This window comes from Rhodococcoides kyotonense (genome assembly GCF_900188125.1).
Lineage (GTDB): Bacteria > Actinomycetota > Actinomycetes > Mycobacteriales > Mycobacteriaceae > Rhodococcoides > Rhodococcoides kyotonense.
This window is the reverse complement of sequence record NZ_FZOW01000002.1, coordinates 388,191-405,755: the sequence shown is the minus strand read 5'-3', so window position 1 is coordinate 405,755 and position 17,565 is coordinate 388,191. Positions and strand designations below refer to the sequence as shown.

Annotated in this window: 16 protein-coding genes; 8 read left to right on the top strand and 8 right to left on the bottom strand. The window is 64.4% G+C overall.

The window, feature by feature from the left end; translation table 11 throughout:
• Nucleotides 1-24: 24 nt before the first annotated feature.
• Nucleotides 25-2,478, bottom strand: coding sequence for a DNA helicase PcrA (pcrA, locus tag CHB96_RS04745; RefSeq protein ID WP_089243546.1), 2,454 nt, complete (start codon nt 2,476-2,478; stop codon nt 25-27).
• 316 nt (nt 2,479-2,794) lie between these two features.
• On the opposite strand from pcrA, the gene CHB96_RS04740 reads away from it, so the two are divergent.
• Nucleotides 2,795-3,085 carry a chorismate mutase gene (locus CHB96_RS04740; protein ID WP_089243544.1) on the top strand — a complete coding sequence of 97 codons (291 nt, stop codon included), beginning with the start codon at nt 2,795-2,797 and terminating at the stop codon, nt 3,083-3,085.
• A gap of 52 nt (nt 3,086-3,137) precedes the next feature.
• Here the strand turns inward: CHB96_RS04740 and CHB96_RS04735 are convergent, their stop codons facing one another.
• A complete protein-coding gene (locus CHB96_RS04735; protein WP_089243542.1) occupies nt 3,138-4,589 on the bottom strand; it encodes an NAD-dependent succinate-semialdehyde dehydrogenase in 1,452 nt (483 codons plus the stop codon).
• 80 nt (nt 4,590-4,669) lie between these two features.
• On the opposite strand from CHB96_RS04735, the gene pgi reads away from it, so the two are divergent.
• Complete coding sequence (gene pgi, locus CHB96_RS04730) at nt 4,670-6,319, top strand: glucose-6-phosphate isomerase (RefSeq protein ID WP_089243540.1); 1,650 nt, start codon at nt 4,670-4,672, stop codon at nt 6,317-6,319.
• A 17-nt stretch (nt 6,320-6,336) separates the two neighbouring features.
• Here the strand turns inward: pgi and CHB96_RS04725 are convergent, their stop codons facing one another.
• Complete coding sequence (locus tag CHB96_RS04725; protein WP_089243538.1) at nt 6,337-7,950, bottom strand: acyl-CoA dehydrogenase family protein; 1,614 nt, start codon at nt 7,948-7,950, stop codon at nt 6,337-6,339.
• Nucleotides 7,947-8,549: a TetR/AcrR family transcriptional regulator gene (locus tag CHB96_RS04720; RefSeq protein ID WP_089243536.1), complete on the bottom strand. Its 603-nt coding sequence runs from the start codon at nt 8,547-8,549 to the stop codon at nt 7,947-7,949. The genes CHB96_RS04725 and CHB96_RS04720 overlap by 4 nt, the downstream gene beginning before the upstream one ends.
• 61 nt (nt 8,550-8,610) lie before the next feature.
• Between CHB96_RS04720 and CHB96_RS04715 the strand changes: the two genes are divergently transcribed.
• Genes CHB96_RS04715 through CHB96_RS04705 form a run of 3 tightly spaced genes read left to right on the top strand, consistent with a single transcriptional unit; the run spans nt 8,611 to nt 10,853 of the window.
• Nucleotides 8,611-9,375, top strand: coding sequence for a crotonase/enoyl-CoA hydratase family protein (locus tag CHB96_RS04715; protein ID WP_176444130.1), 765 nt, complete (start codon nt 8,611-8,613; stop codon nt 9,373-9,375).
• Entirely contained in the window at nt 9,372-10,592 is a 1,221-nt protein-coding gene (locus tag CHB96_RS04710; protein WP_089243534.1) for a hypothetical protein, read from the top strand. Before CHB96_RS04715 ends, CHB96_RS04710 begins: the two co-directional genes overlap by 4 nt.
• 15 nt (nt 10,593-10,607) lie before the next feature.
• A complete protein-coding gene (locus CHB96_RS04705; RefSeq protein WP_089243532.1) occupies nt 10,608-10,853 on the top strand; it encodes a DUF2630 family protein in 246 nt (81 codons plus the stop codon).
• A gap of 1 nt (nt 10,854) precedes the next feature.
• Here CHB96_RS04705 and CHB96_RS04700 read toward each other — a convergent pair whose 3' ends face one another.
• Complete coding sequence (locus tag CHB96_RS04700) at nt 10,855-11,613, bottom strand: SDR family oxidoreductase (protein ID WP_089243530.1); 759 nt, start codon at nt 11,611-11,613, stop codon at nt 10,855-10,857.
• Between the two features lie 29 nt (nt 11,614-11,642).
• On the opposite strand from CHB96_RS04700, the gene CHB96_RS04695 reads away from it, so the two are divergent.
• From CHB96_RS04695 to CHB96_RS04685, 3 genes are read left to right on the top strand one after another with little or no spacing between them, the layout of a single operon-like run.
• Nucleotides 11,643-13,079, top strand: coding sequence for a dihydrolipoyl dehydrogenase family protein (locus CHB96_RS04695; protein ID WP_089243528.1), 1,437 nt, complete (start codon nt 11,643-11,645; stop codon nt 13,077-13,079).
• Nucleotides 13,080-13,104: 25 nt separating this feature from the next.
• Nucleotides 13,105-13,692 carry a TMEM175 family protein gene (locus CHB96_RS04690; protein ID WP_176444129.1) on the top strand — a complete coding sequence of 196 codons (588 nt, stop codon included), beginning with the start codon at nt 13,105-13,107 and terminating at the stop codon, nt 13,690-13,692.
• 10 nt (nt 13,693-13,702) lie between these two features.
• Nucleotides 13,703-14,479, top strand: coding sequence for an IclR family transcriptional regulator (locus CHB96_RS04685; protein ID WP_089243901.1), 777 nt, complete (start codon nt 13,703-13,705; stop codon nt 14,477-14,479).
• Here the strand turns inward: CHB96_RS04685 and CHB96_RS04680 are convergent.
• The 3 genes from CHB96_RS04680 to CHB96_RS04670 are packed head-to-tail and all read right to left on the bottom strand — an operon-like array spanning nt 14,467 to nt 17,563.
• Complete coding sequence (locus tag CHB96_RS04680) at nt 14,467-15,456, bottom strand: 2-hydroxyacid dehydrogenase (protein WP_089243525.1); 990 nt, start codon at nt 15,454-15,456, stop codon at nt 14,467-14,469. The genes CHB96_RS04685 and CHB96_RS04680 overlap by 13 nt on opposite strands.
• On the bottom strand, nt 15,453-16,376 hold the full coding sequence (locus tag CHB96_RS04675; RefSeq protein WP_089243523.1) for a hydroxymethylglutaryl-CoA lyase-like TIM-barrel protein: 924 nt from the start codon (nt 16,374-16,376) through the stop codon (nt 15,453-15,455). The genes CHB96_RS04680 and CHB96_RS04675 overlap by 4 nt, the downstream gene beginning before the upstream one ends.
• Nucleotides 16,376-17,563 carry a CaiB/BaiF CoA transferase family protein gene (locus CHB96_RS04670; RefSeq protein ID WP_089243521.1) on the bottom strand — a complete coding sequence of 396 codons (1,188 nt, stop codon included), beginning with the start codon at nt 17,561-17,563 and terminating at the stop codon, nt 16,376-16,378. The genes CHB96_RS04675 and CHB96_RS04670 overlap by 1 nt, the downstream gene beginning before the upstream one ends.
• Nucleotides 17,564-17,565 lie beyond the last annotated feature (2 nt).

Genomic DNA, 17,565 nt, shown 5'->3' with positions numbered 1-17,565 from the left:
CACCCCCGGTCCGAGCGCGCGGAACTACAGCTTGGTCATCGGCACGCCGCCGATCAGCATCATCTTGACTCGTCCGGACGTTCCGAAGTCGACGAGCACCATCGCGGACGTACCGCTGCCCGTGGACTCCAGGACCGTTCCGAGACCGTACTTGTCGTGGTTCACGCGGTCGCCGACCGCCAGGACCAGGGTGTTGTTCTTCGCCCGGGCGGCACCGAAGCTGGGAGTGGACTGGGCTGCACGACGGTCGTCGTAACCGCCACCGAAGCCGCGACCGGCACCGAATCCTCCGCCGCCGAAGCCACCGCCGCCGTAACCCGGCCGCCCTCCACCGATTGCTCGGCCGGACACACCTGGATCCTCACGCTTCCACTCGATGAGCGACTGTGGGATCTCTTGTAAGAAGCGTGATTCGGGATTGTTGATCGGCTGGCCCCACGCCGAGCGCATGATGGCCCGCGTGACGTACAACCGGTGACGTGCACGGGTGATGCCGACATACGCGAGTCTGCGCTCCTCGGACAGCTCATGCGGGTCGCCGAGCGCACGCATGTGCGGGAACTGACCGTCCTCCCAGCCCGTCACGAATACGACCGGAAATTCGAGCCCCTTGGCTGTGTGCAGCGTCATCAGCGTGACGACGCCTGTGCCCGAGTCCGGGATCTGATCGGTGTCGGCTACCAACGACACTCGTTCGAGGAAGGCTGCGAGCGAACCGGGCTCGGGAGTTCCTTCCTCGACTTCCACCTCGATATCGGACTCCGCCTCGACGGCTGCCAGATTACGGGCTTCGGACGTGAATTCGCGTGCGACGCTGACCAATTCGTTGAGGTTGTCGAGGCGTGCGCCGTCCTGCGGATCGCTGCTGCCTTCGAGTTCGGAGCGATACCCCGTCTGGTCGAGCACGGCTTCGACGACGTCACCGATGTCGGCGATGTCGTTGCCGTCGCCGTCTGTCCTGCCGAGGACGACCCGCAGTTCGTCGAGCAATTCGAGGAACTGCCCGATCAGCTTCTGCGCACGCGAGTTGAGAAGGGCGACTTTGCCGTCCGCCGCGTCGTGCAGCGCTTTGGAGAAACTGATGTCCCGCTGCTCCGCATGGACGGCGACGCATGCCTCGGCGCGATCACCGATTCCGCGTTTCGGGACGTTGAGAATGCGCCGCATGCTCACGGTGTCGTCCTCGTTGGAGAGCACGCGCAGGTATGCGACGACGTCGCGAATTTCCTTGCGCTCGTAGAAGCGCACGCCGCCGACGACTTTGTACGGCAGCCCGAGACGGATGAAGATCTCTTCGAGCGCGCGTGAGGAGTTGTTGGTGCGGTAGAAGACCGCAACCTCGTCGTAGCGCACTCCCTCACCGTCGACGAGTCGATCGATTTCGGACGCGACGAACGACGCCTCGTCGTGCTCGTTGTCGGCGACGTAACCGACGATGAGCTCACCCTCGCCGGAGTCGGTCCAGAGGCGCTTGTCGCGCCGTCCCGTGTTGCGGGAGATGACGGAGTTGGCTGCCGACAGGATGTTCTGGGTGGAGCGGTAGTTCTGCTCGAGCAGGATAGTCCGCGCGTCGGGGTAGTCACGCTCGAACTCTTCGATGTTGCGAATGGTGGCGCCACGAAACGCGTAGATGGACTGATCGGCGTCACCGACGACGCAGAGCTCACCCGGGTCGATCGTGCCTTCGAGCGCCCCGTCGGAGTCCTCACGACCCACGAGCTCTCGGACGAGCATGTACTGGGCGTGGTTGGTGTCCTGGTACTCGTCGACCAAGACGTGACGGAAGCGTCGACGGTAGTACTCGGCGACCTGAGGGAACGCCTGCAGCAGCCCGACGGTCTCGCCGATCAAGTCGTCGAAGTCCATCGCGTTGGCGGCACGGAGGCGCTGCTGATAGTGGCCGTAGACGCGCGCGATGAGCTTGGGAAGCTCGACCGTCTCCTTCTCCGCGTCCGCTGCTGCGTCCTCGGGGCCGATCAGTTCGTTCTTCAGGTTCGAGATGTGTGTGGCGAGCAACCGTGCCGAGAACTTCTTGGTGTCGATCTGTAGATCCTTGGAGATCATCGTCAATAGACGACGCGAGTCGTCGGCGTCGTAGATCGAGAAGTTGGAGTTGAGCCCAGGAAGCAGCGACGCCTGGCTGCGGAGGATGCGCACGCAACTGGAGTGGAACGTGGAGACCCACATGCTGTTGGCCCGTGGACCGACGAGACCTGCAACACGTTCACGCATCTCGGCTGCGGCCTTGTTGGTGAAAGTGATGGCCAGAACCTGGCCGGGCGACACTCCGCGCTCCGCCAACAAATAGGCGATACGACGCGTCAGCACCGCCGTCTTTCCGGACCCCGCACCTGCGACGATGAGCAACGGCGACCCCGAATGCACCACAGCCTCGCGCTGCTGGGGATTCAACCCCTCCAACAGCGCTTCCGACTTGCTTCTACCTGGCACGGGGACAACCTGAAGATTCGTGTTCATCGCGCACCCAGATTACCGGTGGGGACCGACACGAAGTTACCGGTGAGAATGTCCGGCGAACAGTCGACTTTCATAGGCGGCACACAAGTGGCAAACTGGATCGGTGATCGAAACAGCCGTTCGTCGCCGCCTCCTGATCTCGGTCGAGCTACCAGCGACGCGACAAGGGGATTGTCGATAACAGTGCCCGCCCCGAGGTCCTCTTTTCGACGAGGATCCGGGGTTCTTTCATGTGACCGCTGCGACTCCCGTCCACGCACCCGCGTAACGGTGTCGAACAAGGCAACGATCCACGATGTGACACTAGGAGAAGAAAATGGCATCCACCAAGCAGAGTGACTCCGAATCCACGTTGCCGACGACCGAGGCCGAGATCGATGATCTTCGCCACGAGATCGATCGCCTGGACGCCGAGATTCTGGCAGCCATCCAGCGCCGTACCGAGGTCTCTCAGTTGATCGGCCGCACTCGCATGGCATCCGGTGGTCCTCGCATGGTCCACAGCCGCGAGATGAAGGTCCTCGACCGCTTCAGCAGCCTCGGTCAGGAAGGCCACACGCTCGCCATGCTTCTGCTCCGCCTCGGCCGCGGACGCCTAGGCCGCTAGACCCTTCGAGGGCTCGTTGTGCATGGCGGCTCCATGCACAACGAGTTCCCTGCTAGGTCAGCGCGATGTACTTGGTCTCCAAGTACTCCTCGATCCCCTCGCTTCCGCCTTCACGACCGAAGCCGGAAGCCTTCACACCACCGAACGGCGCGGCCGCGTCCGAGATGACTCCGCGGTTGACGCCCACCATGCCGCTGTCGATAGCGTCGGCGACGCGTAGCGCGCGATCCAACCCTTGTGTGTAGATGTACGACGCCAGTCCGAACTCGGTGTCGTTGGCTGCGTCGATTCCTTCTTCCTCGGTGTCGAACCCGATGATCGGTGCCACCGGGCCGAACACCTCTTCCTTCAGGATCCGGGCATTCGCCGGCACGTTCGTCAGCACCGTCGCCGGGTAGAAGTAGCCGTCTCCGCCCGGTGCCTCGCCGCCGAGGGCGACTGTCGCGCCCGCACTCACCGCGTCGTCGACCAGTTCTTGTACCTTGCTCAACTGGTCGGCGTTGATCAGAGGCCCGAGTTTCGTATCAGGGTCGATTCCGGGTCCTAGTGTGAAGGTCTTCATCTTCTCGACGAGCTTCGCGGTGAACTCCTCGCGAACACTGTTCGCCACGTGGAAACGGTTCGCGGCGGTACACGCTTCACCGCCGTTGCGGAGCTTGGCCAGGATGGCACCATCGACTGCCGCGTCGATGTCCGCGTCGTCGAACACCACGAACGGTGCGTTGCCGCCGAGTTCCATCGACGTCCGCAGCAGGCCGCCCGCCGATTGTTCGACGAGCGTGCGCCCGACCTCGGTCGAGCCGGTGAACGTCAGCTTTCGCAGCCGCGCATCTTCCAGCAGGGGCGCGCTGACCGCGCTCGACTTCGACGTCGTCAGGACCGACAGAACACCGTCGGGCAGACCTGCTTCGGCGAAGAGCTGAGCGAGGAACAGCATGGTCAGCGGAGTTTCACTCGCAGGCTTGACGATGATCGTCGAACCGGCAGCCAATGCCGGACCGATCTTGCGGGTTCCCATCGCCAACGGAAAGTTCCAGGGCGTGATCGCCAACACGGGCCCGACGGGCACCTTCGTGACCAGGATCCGGCCGTTGCCAGCGGGAGCAGGGGTGTAGCGGCCACCGATGCGGACGGCTTCCTCGGCGAACCAGCGAAAGAATTCTGCACCGTACTTGACCTCGGCCTTGGATTCGGCCAGAGCCTTGCCCATTTCCAGAGTCATGACGGCGGCGATGTCGTCGGCGCGGTCGGTGATCTTCTCGAAGACCGTGCGGAGGATCTCGCCACGCTCACGCGCAGGTGTCTTGCCCCAGGACTTCTGGGCCCCGGCCGCCGCGTCGAGCGCTTTGATCGCGTCGCCTGCACTGGCGTCGGCGACGCGAGACAACGCCTTTCCCGTCGACGGATCCCTGACCTCGAACGTCGCACCGTTCTCTGCGTCGACCGCGTGGCCGCCGATCCACAGTTTCGGCGGAATGGATTCGATGAGCTTGGCAGTGTCCATACCTCCAGTCTGCCCGTGCCGCGCGCCCAGCAAACGAGAAGACGCGCACACGAGCGGCCCGCCCACTAGGGTTTGTGGATATGAGCAGTGACATCACGGGCAGCGAGGCCTGGAAGAATCTGAAGGCACACCACGCGTCCATCGGCGAGACGCACCTGCGAACTCTGTTCGACGACGACCCGGAGCGCGGTCGCGAGTTCACACTCACCGCTGCGGATCTGCACATCGACTACAGCAAGCACCGGATCGATCGTGAGACCGTGTCGCTGCTCGTGGAACTCGCGCGGGCAGCGGACATCGAGGGACGACGCGACGCGATGTTCTCGGGTGAGCACATCAACACCTCCGAGGACCGCGCGGTGCTGCACACCGCTCTGCGTCTGCCCGCCGATGCAGAGCTCGAGGTCGACGGCCAGAACGTCGTGGCCGATGTTCACGAAGTCCTCACGCGCATGGGGGAATTCACCGATCGCGTGCGGTCCGGTGAGTGGGTCGGTGCAACCGGCGCGAAGATCGAGACCGTCGTCAACATCGGTATCGGTGGCAGCGACCTCGGACCGGTCATGGTCTACCAGGCCCTGCGCCACTACGCCGACGCAGGCATCTCGGCGAAGTTCGTCTCCAACGTCGACCCCGCGGATCTCGTCGGGGCCTTGGACGGGCTCGATCCGGCCACGACGCTGTTCATCATCGCATCGAAGACGTTCTCCACTCTCGAAACGCTCACCAACGCAACTGCTGCCCGACGCTGGCTCGTCGACACACTCGGTGAGGATGCCGTCGCCAAGCACTTCGTCGCCGTGTCCACCAACGCGGAACGCGTCGCCGACTTCGGTATCGACACCGCCAACATGTTCGGCTTCTGGGACTGGGTCGGCGGCCGGTATTCGGTGGACTCGGCAATCGGGCTGTCGGTCATGACCGTCATCGGAAAGGACGCGTTCGCAGAGTTTCTCGACGGTTTCCACCGCGTCGACGAGCACTTCCGTTCCACACCGCTGGCCGAGAACGCGCCGGTACTGCTCGGCCTCATCGGCCTCTGGTACAACAACTTCTTCGGCGCGGAAACCCGTGCAGTGCTGCCGTATTCCAATGACCTCGCACGCTTTCCCGCGTACCTGCAGCAGTTGACGATGGAGTCCAACGGCAAATCCGTCAAGGCCGACGGGTCCCCCGTCACCACGTCGACGGGCGAAATCTTCTGGGGCGAGCCGGGAACCAACGGACAGCACGCCTTCTACCAACTGCTGCACCAGGGAACACGACTGGTCCCGGCCGACTTCATCGGATTCGCCGAACCCACCGACGATCTCCCGACGCGCGACGGCACCGGCAGCATGCACGACCTGCTGATGAGCAACTACTTCGCGCAGACGCAGGTCCTCGCATTCGGCAAGACCGCCGACGAGATCGCAGCGGAGGGAGCAGCGTCGGATGTGGTGCAGCACAAGGTGATGCCGGGCAATCGGCCGTCGACGTCCATCCTCGCTCCGAAGCTGACGCCGTCGGTCGTCGGGCAGCTCATCGCACTGTACGAGCATCAGGTGTTCGTCGAGGGCATGGTGTGGGGCGTCGACCCGTTCGATCAGTGGGGCGTCGAACTCGGCAAGACCCAGGCACTCGAGCTCACGCCCGTCCTGACCGACACCGAACCTCCTGCACCGCAGTCCGATTCGTCGACCGACGCTCTGGTCCGGTGGTACCGGGACCAGCGGGGACGCGCGAAGTAGCGGGGCGCGGCGGCCGTTCAGACTCGGGCGAGAATGGCCGCCGTATCCACACCGGTCGGCAGAGTGCCGAAGGCACCACCCCAGTCGCGGGCCAACCGGCTGGCGCAGAAGGCGTCCGCGACGGCAGGGTCACCGTGCCGCACGAGCAACGCACCCTGGAACACCAGGGCCATCAGTTCGACGACGCGTCGCGCGCGGTATTCCATGTCGGAACGGTCCGACAACTCCTTGCCGAGGAGGGAGATGGCGTCGTCGAGGCGGGAATCTGCACCCTGCGCGTGCCCGACCTCGGTGAAATACGCCTCGACGCAGTCCGGTTGTTTGGCAAGTGCGCGAAGGGAATCGAGCGCGGCTACGTTCCCTGACCCTTCCCAGATGGACATCAGGGGCGACTCCCGGTACAGCCGGGGCATGCCCGACTCCTCGACGTACCCATTGCCGCCGAGACATTCGAGAGCTTCTGCTGCATGCGATGGCGCACGCTTGCAGACCCAGTACTTGCTGACCGCCAGTGCAATTCGACGCAGTTCGCGCTCCTGAGCATCGCTGGATCGATCAGTGGCCCCAGCGAGCCGCATCATGACCGTCGTCGCGGCCTCCGACTCGATGACCAAGTCCGACAACACGTTCCGCATCAAGGGCTGGTCGACCAACCGAGCACCGAACGCCGATCGATGCCGCGCATGGTGCACTGCTCGGACAGTCGCGTTCCGGATTCCCGCGGCCGAGCCGATGACGCAGTCGAGACGCGTCATGTTCACCATCTCGATGATCGTCGGGACCCCGCGGCCTTCCTCGCCGACGAGCCACCCCGTCGCACCGTCGTATTCGATTTCGCTCGACGCGTTGGACTTGTTCCCCAGCTTGTCCTTGAGTCGTTGCAGGACAATGCGATTGCGAGTTCCGTCGGGCAGCACTCGCGGGAGCAGGAAGCACGACAGCCCACCGGGTGCCTGAGCCAGCGTCAGGAACATGTCCGACATCGGCGCCGAGGTGAACCATTTGTGCCCGACGATGGAATACGTTCCGTCCGAGGACGGTACAGCCGTCGTGGTGTTGGCACGAACGTCGGAACCGCCCTGCTTCTCGGTCATCGACATGCCTGCGGTCAGCCCGCGTTTCTTTGTCGGCACCCGAAGCCCGAAGTCGTAGTGAGTCGACGCCAACAACGGCTCGTAGACGGACGCCAACGACGAATTGTGCCGCAGCGCAGGCACGGCGGCGTACGTCATCGAGATCGGACACATGTGTCCCGCGTCCGCTTGGCCCCACGCGTAGAACTTGGCCGCTCGCGCGACGTGGGCACCGGGGCGATCACACTGCCACGGCGTCGCGTGTAGCCCGTTCGCGACGGCGACGGACATCAAGTCGTGCCAGTGGGGATGGAACTCGACCTCGTCGATGCGGTTGCCGTAGCGGTCGTGCGTGTGTAGCACAGGGGGATTCTCGTTGGCGAGACGTCCCCATTCCTGCGCCTCGACGCTTCCGGCCAGTTCGCCCAGTTCCCGCAGGTCCGCCGACGCCCACCCGGCGCCTTCACGTTCGAGTCCCTCCAGCAAGGAGGCATCTTCGGACGTGTCGTACGGAAGCAGGTCCGGGACCTGGTTGAACACCTCGTGAGTCGTACTCATGAGCGAACTCCTAACGAGCGGAGAGCGAAGGCGACAAGGCCGGGGACGACGTCCGGAGCATCGCCGGAACGATCGGGGCTGAGCGGGCCGACCAGAACTTCACCGACAGCGCCGACGAGCCCGGCCGCCGCCAGATCGGCATCCTGTTCCGGAACGTCACCGGCAGCGATACCGGCGGTGATCGCACCCGCGATGGCGTCGGTGAAGCTTCGTCGGAAGACCAGCCGCTCGGCGTCGACGGCAGCATCGACGGGTTCGGCGAGAAGCGCGTACGCCATGGTTCGGTTCTTCATCGCTCTGCCTGCGAAGGTCTCGACGATAGCAGTGACGCGTTCGACAACGTTGCCCTGCGACCCGGCGTCGGCGACAGCTCGGACTTCCCGCCCACACACCTCACGAAAGAGGGCGACGACAAGGTCGGACTTGCTCTCGAAATGCGAATAGACACTGCCCGCCGACACGCCGGCTGCCGCGGCGACCGAGGCGATCGACAGGCCTTTGTAACCCTGTGTGGACAGCACCTCGACGGCAGAGGCGAACAACTTCTCGCGCCCGGCGTCGAGTCGAGCTTGCACGGCGTCCGTGCGGCGATACGGCATATCAAGGATTGAAGCATTGATTCATTGCTTCGAGCAAGGCCTCGTGAGTACCGTCGACACCATGGCAGTGAGGATCGAACGTTCGGGCCCCGTCACCACCGTCGTGCTCTCGCGTCCCGAATCCAGGAACGCTGTCGACGGCCCGACTGCCGCGGAACTCGTCGCCGCCTTCGAGGAATTCGACGCCGACGACGACGCGGCCGTCGCGGTCCTCTGGGGAGAGGGCGGAACATTCTGTTCCGGGGCCGACTTGAAGGCACTCGGCACCGAACGGTCCAATCACGCAACCGAACACGGCGACGGCCCGATGGGCCCGACGCGCATGCACCTGTCCAAACCGGTCATCGCTGCGGTGTCCGGATACGCGGTGGCGGGTGGACTCGAACTGGCACTGTGGTGCGATCTGCGGGTCGTCGAGGCCGACGCCACGCTGGGAGTCTTCTGCCGCCGATGGGGCGTACCCCTGATCGACGGCGGCACCGTCCGACTCCCTCGCTTGATCGGCCAATCCCGAGCAATGGACCTGATTCTCACAGGCCGAGCCGTCGACGCCGACGAAGCACTGGCGATCGGGTTGGCCAACCGCGTGGTCCCCGTCGGGCACGCGCGTCGGGAGGCCGAATCTCTCGCGAGCACCCTGGCGGCCTTCCCGCAGACATGCATGCGCCAGGACAGACTTTCGGTGCTCGAGCAGAACGGACTGGACGAAGACGCGGCCATCGTGGGCGAATTTCGGCACGGCGCACTCTCGATGGCGGCCGACGCATTGGACGGTGCACAGGCCTTCGCCGCGGGCGCCGGTAGGCACGGTGCACCGACACCGTGAGCTCGGATCGCCTGTCCGTCATCGACGAGATCTTCCTGCGCACGCATCGCGGCTACGGTATTCCGATCGTCCTGCAGGGCATTCTTCGGAGCGACGACTCCGTACCACGCGTGGAACTTGCTGCCGTGCATGCCAATCTGGCCATGGGGCGGCTCGGCCGTCGGGTGAAAACGCCGTCGATTCCCGGTGCGCGAAAACGATGGATTCCCTCGACCGACACACTCCCCCTGACTGTCGACGACGGCCGGATCCCGGAATCCGGCGTCCTCGACTGGGCGGATATGCAGGGCGATATCGACCTCGATCCCGAGTTCGGACCCGGGTGGCGACTGTCCGCGACGACGACGCGAGGCGGTGGAACCGTCGTGTCGCTCGTGTGCTCCCACGCACTCGCCGACGCCGCAGGCCTGATCGACGCTGCAGCACATGCCTTCTCGGGCACAGCGCCACAACAACATCCACGTCGAACGTCGGATCTGGCCGACGCCGTGAAACTCGGAACAACGGTCACAGTCGGCTCCGTGCGCGCCATCACAAACCTGATCGCCGACGCCGAATCACGACGACAGCTGGCATCGCATCTGAAAGCCTCGAAACCAGCCGCTGGACGCGATACCGCCATCACCACAGCGGTATTCGACATCGGTCGGACGGTGAGCAACGCCGAATTCATCACGGTCGTCGGTGACATCGCAGTCGAGCTCGGACTGACGCCCCCTGCTTCGGTCAACGTACCGTTCCGTTCGAATACTCCGGGCGCCAACAGGATCGGCATGGCCACCATCGACGTCGCGCCAGGAGACACCGTCACCGACATCAAGGCAGCCTGCAAGCGAGCCTTTGCGGACCCGGCTGGAGCACCAGCCGGATTTCCGGCGGAGACTGTCCAGCTGTTGCCCGACCACCTCGCCGCATCGTTGACGGCGTCGGCAGCACGCGCAGATGTCCTGTGCTCGAACATCGGTCGTCTTCCCGACGCGGTGACGTCCATCGGGCCACACCGAGTCGTGTCGATCGCGACGAGAGCGATCCATCCCGGTGCACATCCGGCAACCACTGCCACGCCGTTGTCGGCTTACCTCGCGACGATTGGCCAGGGGTGCACGCTGTCCCTCGTCGGCACCGACGCAGCGCTCTCCGCCACGTCCGACCGACTGAGCCGTGCTGCCGGCGCAGTACTGACGCGCAGACAACTCGATGCCCGATCGTGGAGATAGGACTACCGTGAACGCATGAGCGAGCACGACATCCACAGCAAAATCGAGCAACTGGTCGCCACCGAGCACAAGCTGCGGTCGCAGATCGAGGCCGGCGACGTCGACCCCGGTGACGAAAAAGCCGAACTGGCATCCCTCGAGCGTGCGCTCGACCAGTGCTGGGACCTGCTGCGCCAGCGACGCGCACGCCTGGACGCGGGGCAGAATCCCGACGACGCGCACGCGAGCAGCGTCGAACAGGTCGAGCACTACCTGCAGTAAGTCACACGAGTCGGTCGGTCAGCGCGTTGGGCAGGAAGCGCAGGGCCACGTCGATGCTCCGCCACTTCAGACCCGGAAGCGCCGCCCGACGCGTTTCCTTCTCGATGGCGTCGACCATGGCGGTGACGCCCTCGTCGAGCGTGGCGGTCATCGACGACGCGTCGCCCGCTTTCGCGGACATGTCGGTGGCGATGAAACCGGGCAAGAGCGTCGTGACGGCGATGTCGGTGCGAGCCAGTTCGGTAGCCAGCGCCTCACCGAGTGCTGCGACGCCGGCCTTGCTCGCGGAGTAGACGGCTTTGGGGCCGGGGAGTCCGCGGTCGGCGCTGATGGACGACACCAGCACCAGGTGGCCGTGCTTCTGCGCCCGGAATATCTCGAGCGCAGCTTCGGTCTGCGACAGCGCTCCGACGAAATTGGTTCGGGCAGTAGCAAGATTGGCGTCGGCCCGCCCGCTGCCGATCTTGGCGCCTTTGCCGAGTCCTGCGTTGACGACGACGCGATCGAGACCACCCAACTCGTCGCGCAGCTCGCCGAAGACGGTCACGACGGCATCGTGATCGGTGACGTCCAACGCACGCACGGCGACGCGGATGCCCGGGTTCTGCGCGAGCAACTCATCGCGCACGGTCTCGAGACGATCCACCCGACGGGCACACAGCGCCACGTCGCGTCCCATCGCGGCGAAGCGTCGTGCCATCTCCTCCCCCAGGCCCGAACTCGCCCCGGTGATCAGAATCTTCTGTCTCCTCTGCCCCATGGCCGACGAGCCTATGCCACTCTGGAGAAATGACCTTGAACAGCACGGACGAATTCGATGTCATCGTCATCGGCGGTGGACCGGTCGGTGAGAACGCCGCAAGTTATGCGATCGCGGGAAGCGACCGCACAGCCGTCATCGTCGAACACCAGCTCGTCGGCGGCGAGTGCTCGTACTGGGCATGCATGCCCAGCAAGGCATTGCTGCGGCCCGGCGAGGTGCTCGACACTGCGCGCAACATGCCGGGCGTCAAAGAACTGGTCGGCGACGCCTCGCTCGATGTCGAGGCCGTGCTTGCGCGTCGGGAATCGTTCACTCATTCTCTCGACGATTCATCGCAGGTCGAGTGGGCCGAGTCGGCCGGGATCTCGGTCGTGCGTGGTCATGGCCGCATCTCCGGCGAGAAGACGGTCGATGTCGACGGCCGAACACTGACCGCGCGACATGCGGTCGTCCTCGCGACCGGAACCACCGCGTCGGTCCCGAACACACCTGGCCTGCGCGACGCACTGCCGTGGATCTCGCGCGACGCCACCAACATGCACGAGGTACCAGGCCGCGTCGCCGTCATCGGTGGAGGCGTCGTCGCCTGTGAGAGTGCGACGTGGTTGCTGTCGTTCGGCGCCGAGGTGACGATGATCGTGCGCGGGTCGTCGTTGCTGGCGAAAGGCGAGCCGTTCGCGAGCGAGCTCGTCGCGGATGCACTGCGTGAGCGCGGCGCAAAAATCCTGTTCGACGCCGATCTGCAGAGCGTGTCCCGGCCGGACGCACAGGACACCGGCGTCGGGAAAATTCATGGCGGGCCGGCGCAGCTGACGGTCGGAGGAGACACCATCACCGTCGACGAGATCGTCGTCGCTGCAGGCAGGAAGCCCACCAGTGGCGACCTCGGATTGTCGACGATCGGGCTGGAAGACGGCGCGTCCGTCGAGACCGACGATCATCTCGGCGTTCCCGGCCTGCCGTGGCTGTATGCGGTGGGCGACGTCAACGGCCGCGCGCTGCTCACCCACATGGGCAAATATCAGGCTCGCGTTGCAGGCGACGTCATCGCAGCACGCGCCGACGGGACGCCACTCGACGGCAAGAAATTCTCGGCGACGGCCGATCACGGGCAGATTCCGCAGGTCGTGTTCACCGCGCTCGAGGTCGCGGCCGTCGGGCAGACCGAGAAGGAAGCCCGCGACGCGGGAATCGACGTCGAGATCCTCAGTGCCGACATCGCCGTTGCCGGTTCGTCGCTGCAGCAGGACGACTATTCGGGCCATGCCCAGTTGGTGGTCGATCACGCGAAGGACATCATCGTCGGAGCCACGTTCGTCGGGCCCGGTGTCGCCGAGTTGGTCCATGCCGCAACGGTTGCCGTGATCGGAAAGGTGACGCTCGACGACCTGTGGCATGCTGTCCCGTCGTACCCGACGGTCAGCGAGGTGTGGCTGCGACTACTCGAATCACGTCGCGGTTAGGACGGCGATAGCTCACACTGTCCGCATGGACACGCAGCGGGGGTTCGAGCGGCTCGTCAATTTCAGCGATGCCGTGGTGGCCATCGCCGCGACATTGCTGATTCTGCCGTTGGTGGACATCGCCGGCCCGAGCGACGGCATCACCACATGGGACCTCATCGGCGAGCACAGTGCCGAGATATTCGCGTTCGTGCTCAGTTTCGTCGTGATCTTTCGACTCTGGCTGACGCACCACGGAATCTTCCGCGATCTGACCGGCTATACGATGCCCTTGGCGTGGGCCAACTTCGTGTGGCTGCTCAGCATCGTGTTCCTGCCCTTCCCAACGAAACTCATAGCGGAGAAGAACGGATTCGACCCGAGCGCGACGTCTCTGTACGTCGGCACCATTGCGGTATCGGTCGTCGCGATCTTTCTCGTGGAACTGGTCATCGAGTTCAATCCCGACATCGCCCCCTACAATTCCGGGCGAAGTCTTCTCGGCGGTTCCATCACAGCGGTTCTGATGCTGATCGCGTTCGCGTTGTCGTTCACCGTCGTCGGATTGTGGTCGATGTTCGCCCTCGCGCTCGAATCTCCTGTCCATCGCCTCATCGACCGCCGTAGACGCTAGATTGGACGAGGTGAGCACCGAAACCGGATCGAAGCAGCAGCCATTGTTGGTGCTGGGCAAGATCACCGAGATTCTCGACGCGTTCTCGTTCGACCGTCCGTCGATGACGCTCGGTGAGATCCAGCAGAGCACAGGTATTCCGACGTCGACGGTGCAGCGGCTCGTCACGAACCTCGTGTCCCAGGGATTCCTCGACCGAGCAGGCGACCAGATTCGTATCGGTGTCCGCATGGCCTATTGGGCAGCCACGGCAACGAAGGATCTCGATGTTCTGTCCATCGTCAACCCGGTGCTCAAGGAGATGCGCGACATCACCGGAGAGACCGCATGCTTCTTCCGTCCGGAACAGAATTACCGGGTGTGCGTCGCAGTCGCCGAGACGACGCACGCACTGCGCCGAGACATGTACGTGGGCAAAGTGATTCCGTTGAACGTCGGGTCCGCGAGCCGGGTACTGCTGGCGTACGACGCCACGCTGGCGGAACGCATTCTGTCCGGCACGCTCGAGCAAGTGACTGCCGACTCGATCACCGAGGCCGACACACTGCGCGCGGCCGTCGACAAGGCACGCGCCGACGGGTACGCGATCACCACCGGGGAGCGTGAAACCGGTGCGTCGGGACTGTCTGCGCCGGTGTTCGATTCGGCGACGGATGTCATCGGCGCCGTGACCATCAGCGGCCCCACGCTACGAATGCCTCTGTCGCAGTGCGAGGAATGGGTGGATCTGCTCGTATCGCATGCCGAGCAGATCACCCGTACCCTGGGCGGCCGCTACCCGGCCTGACCCCACGCCTCTGGATTGACGGGATGCGGCGGCAGCGATCCGGTGGCCATCGCCGCCGCGTTCTCCGCACACAACCTCGCCATCTCGGACCTTACGGCCACCGTTGCGCTGCCGACATGCGGCAACAGAACGGTGTTCGGCAGACCGGCCAAGCCAGGAGCCAATTCCGGCTCGGCTTCGTAGACGTCCAATCCTGCTCCCGCGATGACTCTTTCGCGCAACGCCGTCACGAGTGCTGCCTCGTCGACGACGGGACCACGGGCGGTGTTGATCAGAATCGCCGTATTCTTCATTGCGTGCAACACGCGATCGTCGACGAGGTGGTGCGTCGCTTCACTCAGCGGAACATGAAGCGACAGAAAATCACTCGTCGCGACAAGCTCTTCCCATGCCACGTGTTCGACGCGTCCCGCGAACTCACCCAACTCTTCGTCGCTCACCTCACGGTCCGACGGAGGGCGCGGGCAGAACTTGACGGTCATGCCGAACCCCAATGCGCGACGCGCCGTCGCTCGTGCGATCCGACCGAACCCCGCGAGCCCGAGCACTCGGCCCGACACGTCCGTGCCGAGCATGAATTCCGGCTTCCATCCGGTGAATCCACCGGAGCGGACGAGATTGTCGGACTCGATGGCCCGCCGCGCCGTCGCCAGCATCAGCAGCAGAGCGATGTCGGCCGTCGAATCCGTCAGCACCCCAGGAGTATTGCCGACGGTGATCCCGCTCGCCGTAGCCGCGGCGACGTCGATATTGTCGAACCCCACTGCGTAATTGGAAATTCCGACGAGCTTGGCCGACGCGAGCAGTTCGGCGTCGAACTTGTCCCGCAGTTGCGAGACGACGACGGAGTACTCACCGGACGCACATCGTTCGGCGAGCCCGTCGTGATCGAGTTCGAGCAGCTCCACCTCCCCTGCCGCGGCGAGGATATCCATGCCGGGATCGGGGATACGCGTCGTGACGAGGATCTTGCTCATATGACCCACTCGAATGCCGCGGCGTTCGACCGCGCACCCTGAACGGTTTTGGAGCGCATGGGCTCACCCAGCTCGGCGAGGAGTTTCTCGGATATGTCGACCATGGTGGCAAGCGTATCGGGCTGGAACCAGTCCGGCCGCGTCGCGAACAAGATATCTTCGCTCGATGTGTTGCCGCTGGCGCCGGGAGCGAAGGGGCAGCCTCCGAGGCCGCCGAGTGAACCGTCGACCAGCGTGGCTCCTGCGGTGATGGCTGCGAGCGTGTTCGCGACGCCGAGACCCCAGGTGTCGTGGCCGTGGAAGACGATGCGGCGCTGCGGGGTTTCCTGTGCGACGCGGGTGATCAACGACGACACCTGCACAGGGACGGCTTGCCCGAGGGTGTCGCAGATGACGATGTCCGTTGCCCCATGGGCACGCTCGTCGCGCGCGATGTCCAGCACACGGTCCTGCGGTACCTGCCCCTCGAACGGGCAGGTGAACGACGTGGCGATGCACAACTGAATCTGCCCGTCGACACTGCGCGTGATCTCGACGGCCTCCGGCATCGCGGCCAGACTCACTTCCGTCTCCCGGCCGATGTTCGCCTTGTTGTGCGAATCCGACGCCGAGAAGCAATATTGGAAGTTGCGTGCGCCGGCGGCGGCAGCCTTCTCGATATGCCGGGGTGTGGCCACCCAGACCCAACACTTCTCGAGCTCCTCGGCGGTCAACTCGCCAATGACCTCCAGGGTGTTCGCCATCGGCGGTACCAGATCTCCGCGCGCCATCGAACCGATCTCGAGCGACGGAACACCAGCCGCCAGAAGGCCTCTGGCCACCTCGAGCTTTCTTTCGGTGGACAGCAGTTTTCCGGTGAGCTGCAAGCCGTCGCGCAGCGTCACATCACGCAACTGCGCTTTAGGTTCGAACTCGTACATCAGGCGTCCTCCCTGCCCAGTAGGTCTCGCAGTACTTCTGTCGTATGTTCTCCCAGATCCGGCCCGACGGAACGAATCGGAATCGAACGGTCGCCGATGACGGGAACCACCCCGACGAATCCGACGTCGGCAGGCTGTTCGCCTCCCGTGTCGACGGCGAAGTGCTGGATCATGTTGCGCGCGTTGTACTGTTCGTCGGCGACGACATCGGCTGCAGTGTAGATCGGGCCGGACGGCACCCCGGCGGCGTCGAGTTGCTTCAATGCCTCGTCGCGAGAACGCATTCCGGTCCACGCGCTGATCGCGGCGTCGAGTTCGTCACGGCGCTTCCAGCGTCCGGCGTTGGTGGCCAGCTCGGGATCTGCACCGAGGTCCGGACGCTCGATCGTGTCCATGTAGCGCTGGAAGATGGCGTCGCCGTTGCCTGCGACGACGATCGAGTGGCCGTCGTTGCACATGTAGGCGTTGGACGGTGCGATCCCTTCCATCCGGCCGCCGGTGCGTTCACGTTCGACGCCGTAGGCAAGGTAGTCCGGGATCAACGATTCCATCATCGACAGAATCGATTCGTTGAGTGCGACGTCGATCGACCGCTGTTCCAGCGACAGTCCACCTTTCGCTACTTGGCGTTGGAAAAGTGCCATGACACAACCGAATGCGGCGTACAGACCGGCGATCGAATCGCCGATCGATACACCCACACGGACAGGCGGACGGTCGGGATCACCGACCAGATTGCGGAAGCCACCGTACGATTCGGCGACGGCGGCGAAGCCCGGCCGCTCCGACATCGGCCCGGTCTGCCCGAATGCCGAGATGCGGGTGATGATGAGATCGGGGTTCTTCTCGCTGAGAGTTTCGGGCGACAGACCCCACTTCTCGAGTGTTCCGGGTCGAAAGTTCTCGAGCACGATGTCGCATTTCGCGGCGAGATCGATGACGTCCTGGCGGCCTTGCTCGGTACGCAGGTCCAGCACGATGGACTTCTTGTTCCGGTTGATCGTGCGATACAGCATCGAGGTCGTTCCGGAGTACAGACGCCAGTTGCGCAGCTCGTCGCCGGTGCCGGGGCGTTCGACCTTGATGACTTCGGCACCGAAATCCGCCAGCATCCTGGCCGCGGTCGGTGCGGCGATGTAGTTTCCGAGTTCCAGAACTCGGACCCCGCTCAGTGGGAGTGCATTCATGT

Excerpts from the sequence above, each read along its gene's own strand:
- CHB96_RS04690 (WP_176444129.1), top strand. The coding sequence starts at position 13,105 with ATGGACACGCAGCGGGGGTTCGAGCGGCTCGTCAATTTCAGCGATGCC.
- CHB96_RS04680 (WP_089243525.1), bottom strand. The coding sequence starts at position 15,456 with ATGAGCAAGATCCTCGTCACGACGCGTATCCCCGATCCCGGCATGGAT.
- CHB96_RS04740 (WP_089243544.1), top strand. The coding sequence starts at position 2,795 with ATGGCATCCACCAAGCAGAGTGACTCCGAATCCACGTTGCCGACGACC.
- CHB96_RS04725 (WP_089243538.1), bottom strand. The coding sequence starts at position 7,950 with ATGAGTACGACTCACGAGGTGTTCAACCAGGTCCCGGACCTGCTTCCG.
- CHB96_RS04705 (WP_089243532.1), top strand. The coding sequence starts at position 10,608 with ATGAGCGAGCACGACATCCACAGCAAAATCGAGCAACTGGTCGCCACC.
- pcrA (WP_089243546.1), bottom strand. The coding sequence starts at position 2,478 with ATGAACACGAATCTTCAGGTTGTCCCCGTGCCAGGTAGAAGCAAGTCG.
- pgi (WP_089243540.1), top strand. The coding sequence starts at position 4,670 with ATGAGCAGTGACATCACGGGCAGCGAGGCCTGGAAGAATCTGAAGGCA.
- CHB96_RS04715 (WP_176444130.1), top strand. The coding sequence starts at position 8,611 with ATGGCAGTGAGGATCGAACGTTCGGGCCCCGTCACCACCGTCGTGCTC.
- CHB96_RS04670 (WP_089243521.1), bottom strand. The coding sequence starts at position 17,563 with ATGAATGCACTCCCACTGAGCGGGGTCCGAGTTCTGGAACTCGGAAAC.
- CHB96_RS04675 (WP_089243523.1), bottom strand. The coding sequence starts at position 16,376 with ATGTACGAGTTCGAACCTAAAGCGCAGTTGCGTGATGTGACGCTGCGC.
- CHB96_RS04735 (WP_089243542.1), bottom strand. The coding sequence starts at position 4,589 with ATGGACACTGCCAAGCTCATCGAATCCATTCCGCCGAAACTGTGGATC.
- CHB96_RS04695 (WP_089243528.1), top strand. The coding sequence starts at position 11,643 with ATGACCTTGAACAGCACGGACGAATTCGATGTCATCGTCATCGGCGGT.
- CHB96_RS04700 (WP_089243530.1), bottom strand. The coding sequence starts at position 11,613 with ATGGGGCAGAGGAGACAGAAGATTCTGATCACCGGGGCGAGTTCGGGC.
- CHB96_RS04720 (WP_089243536.1), bottom strand. The coding sequence starts at position 8,549 with ATGCCGTATCGCCGCACGGACGCCGTGCAAGCTCGACTCGACGCCGGG.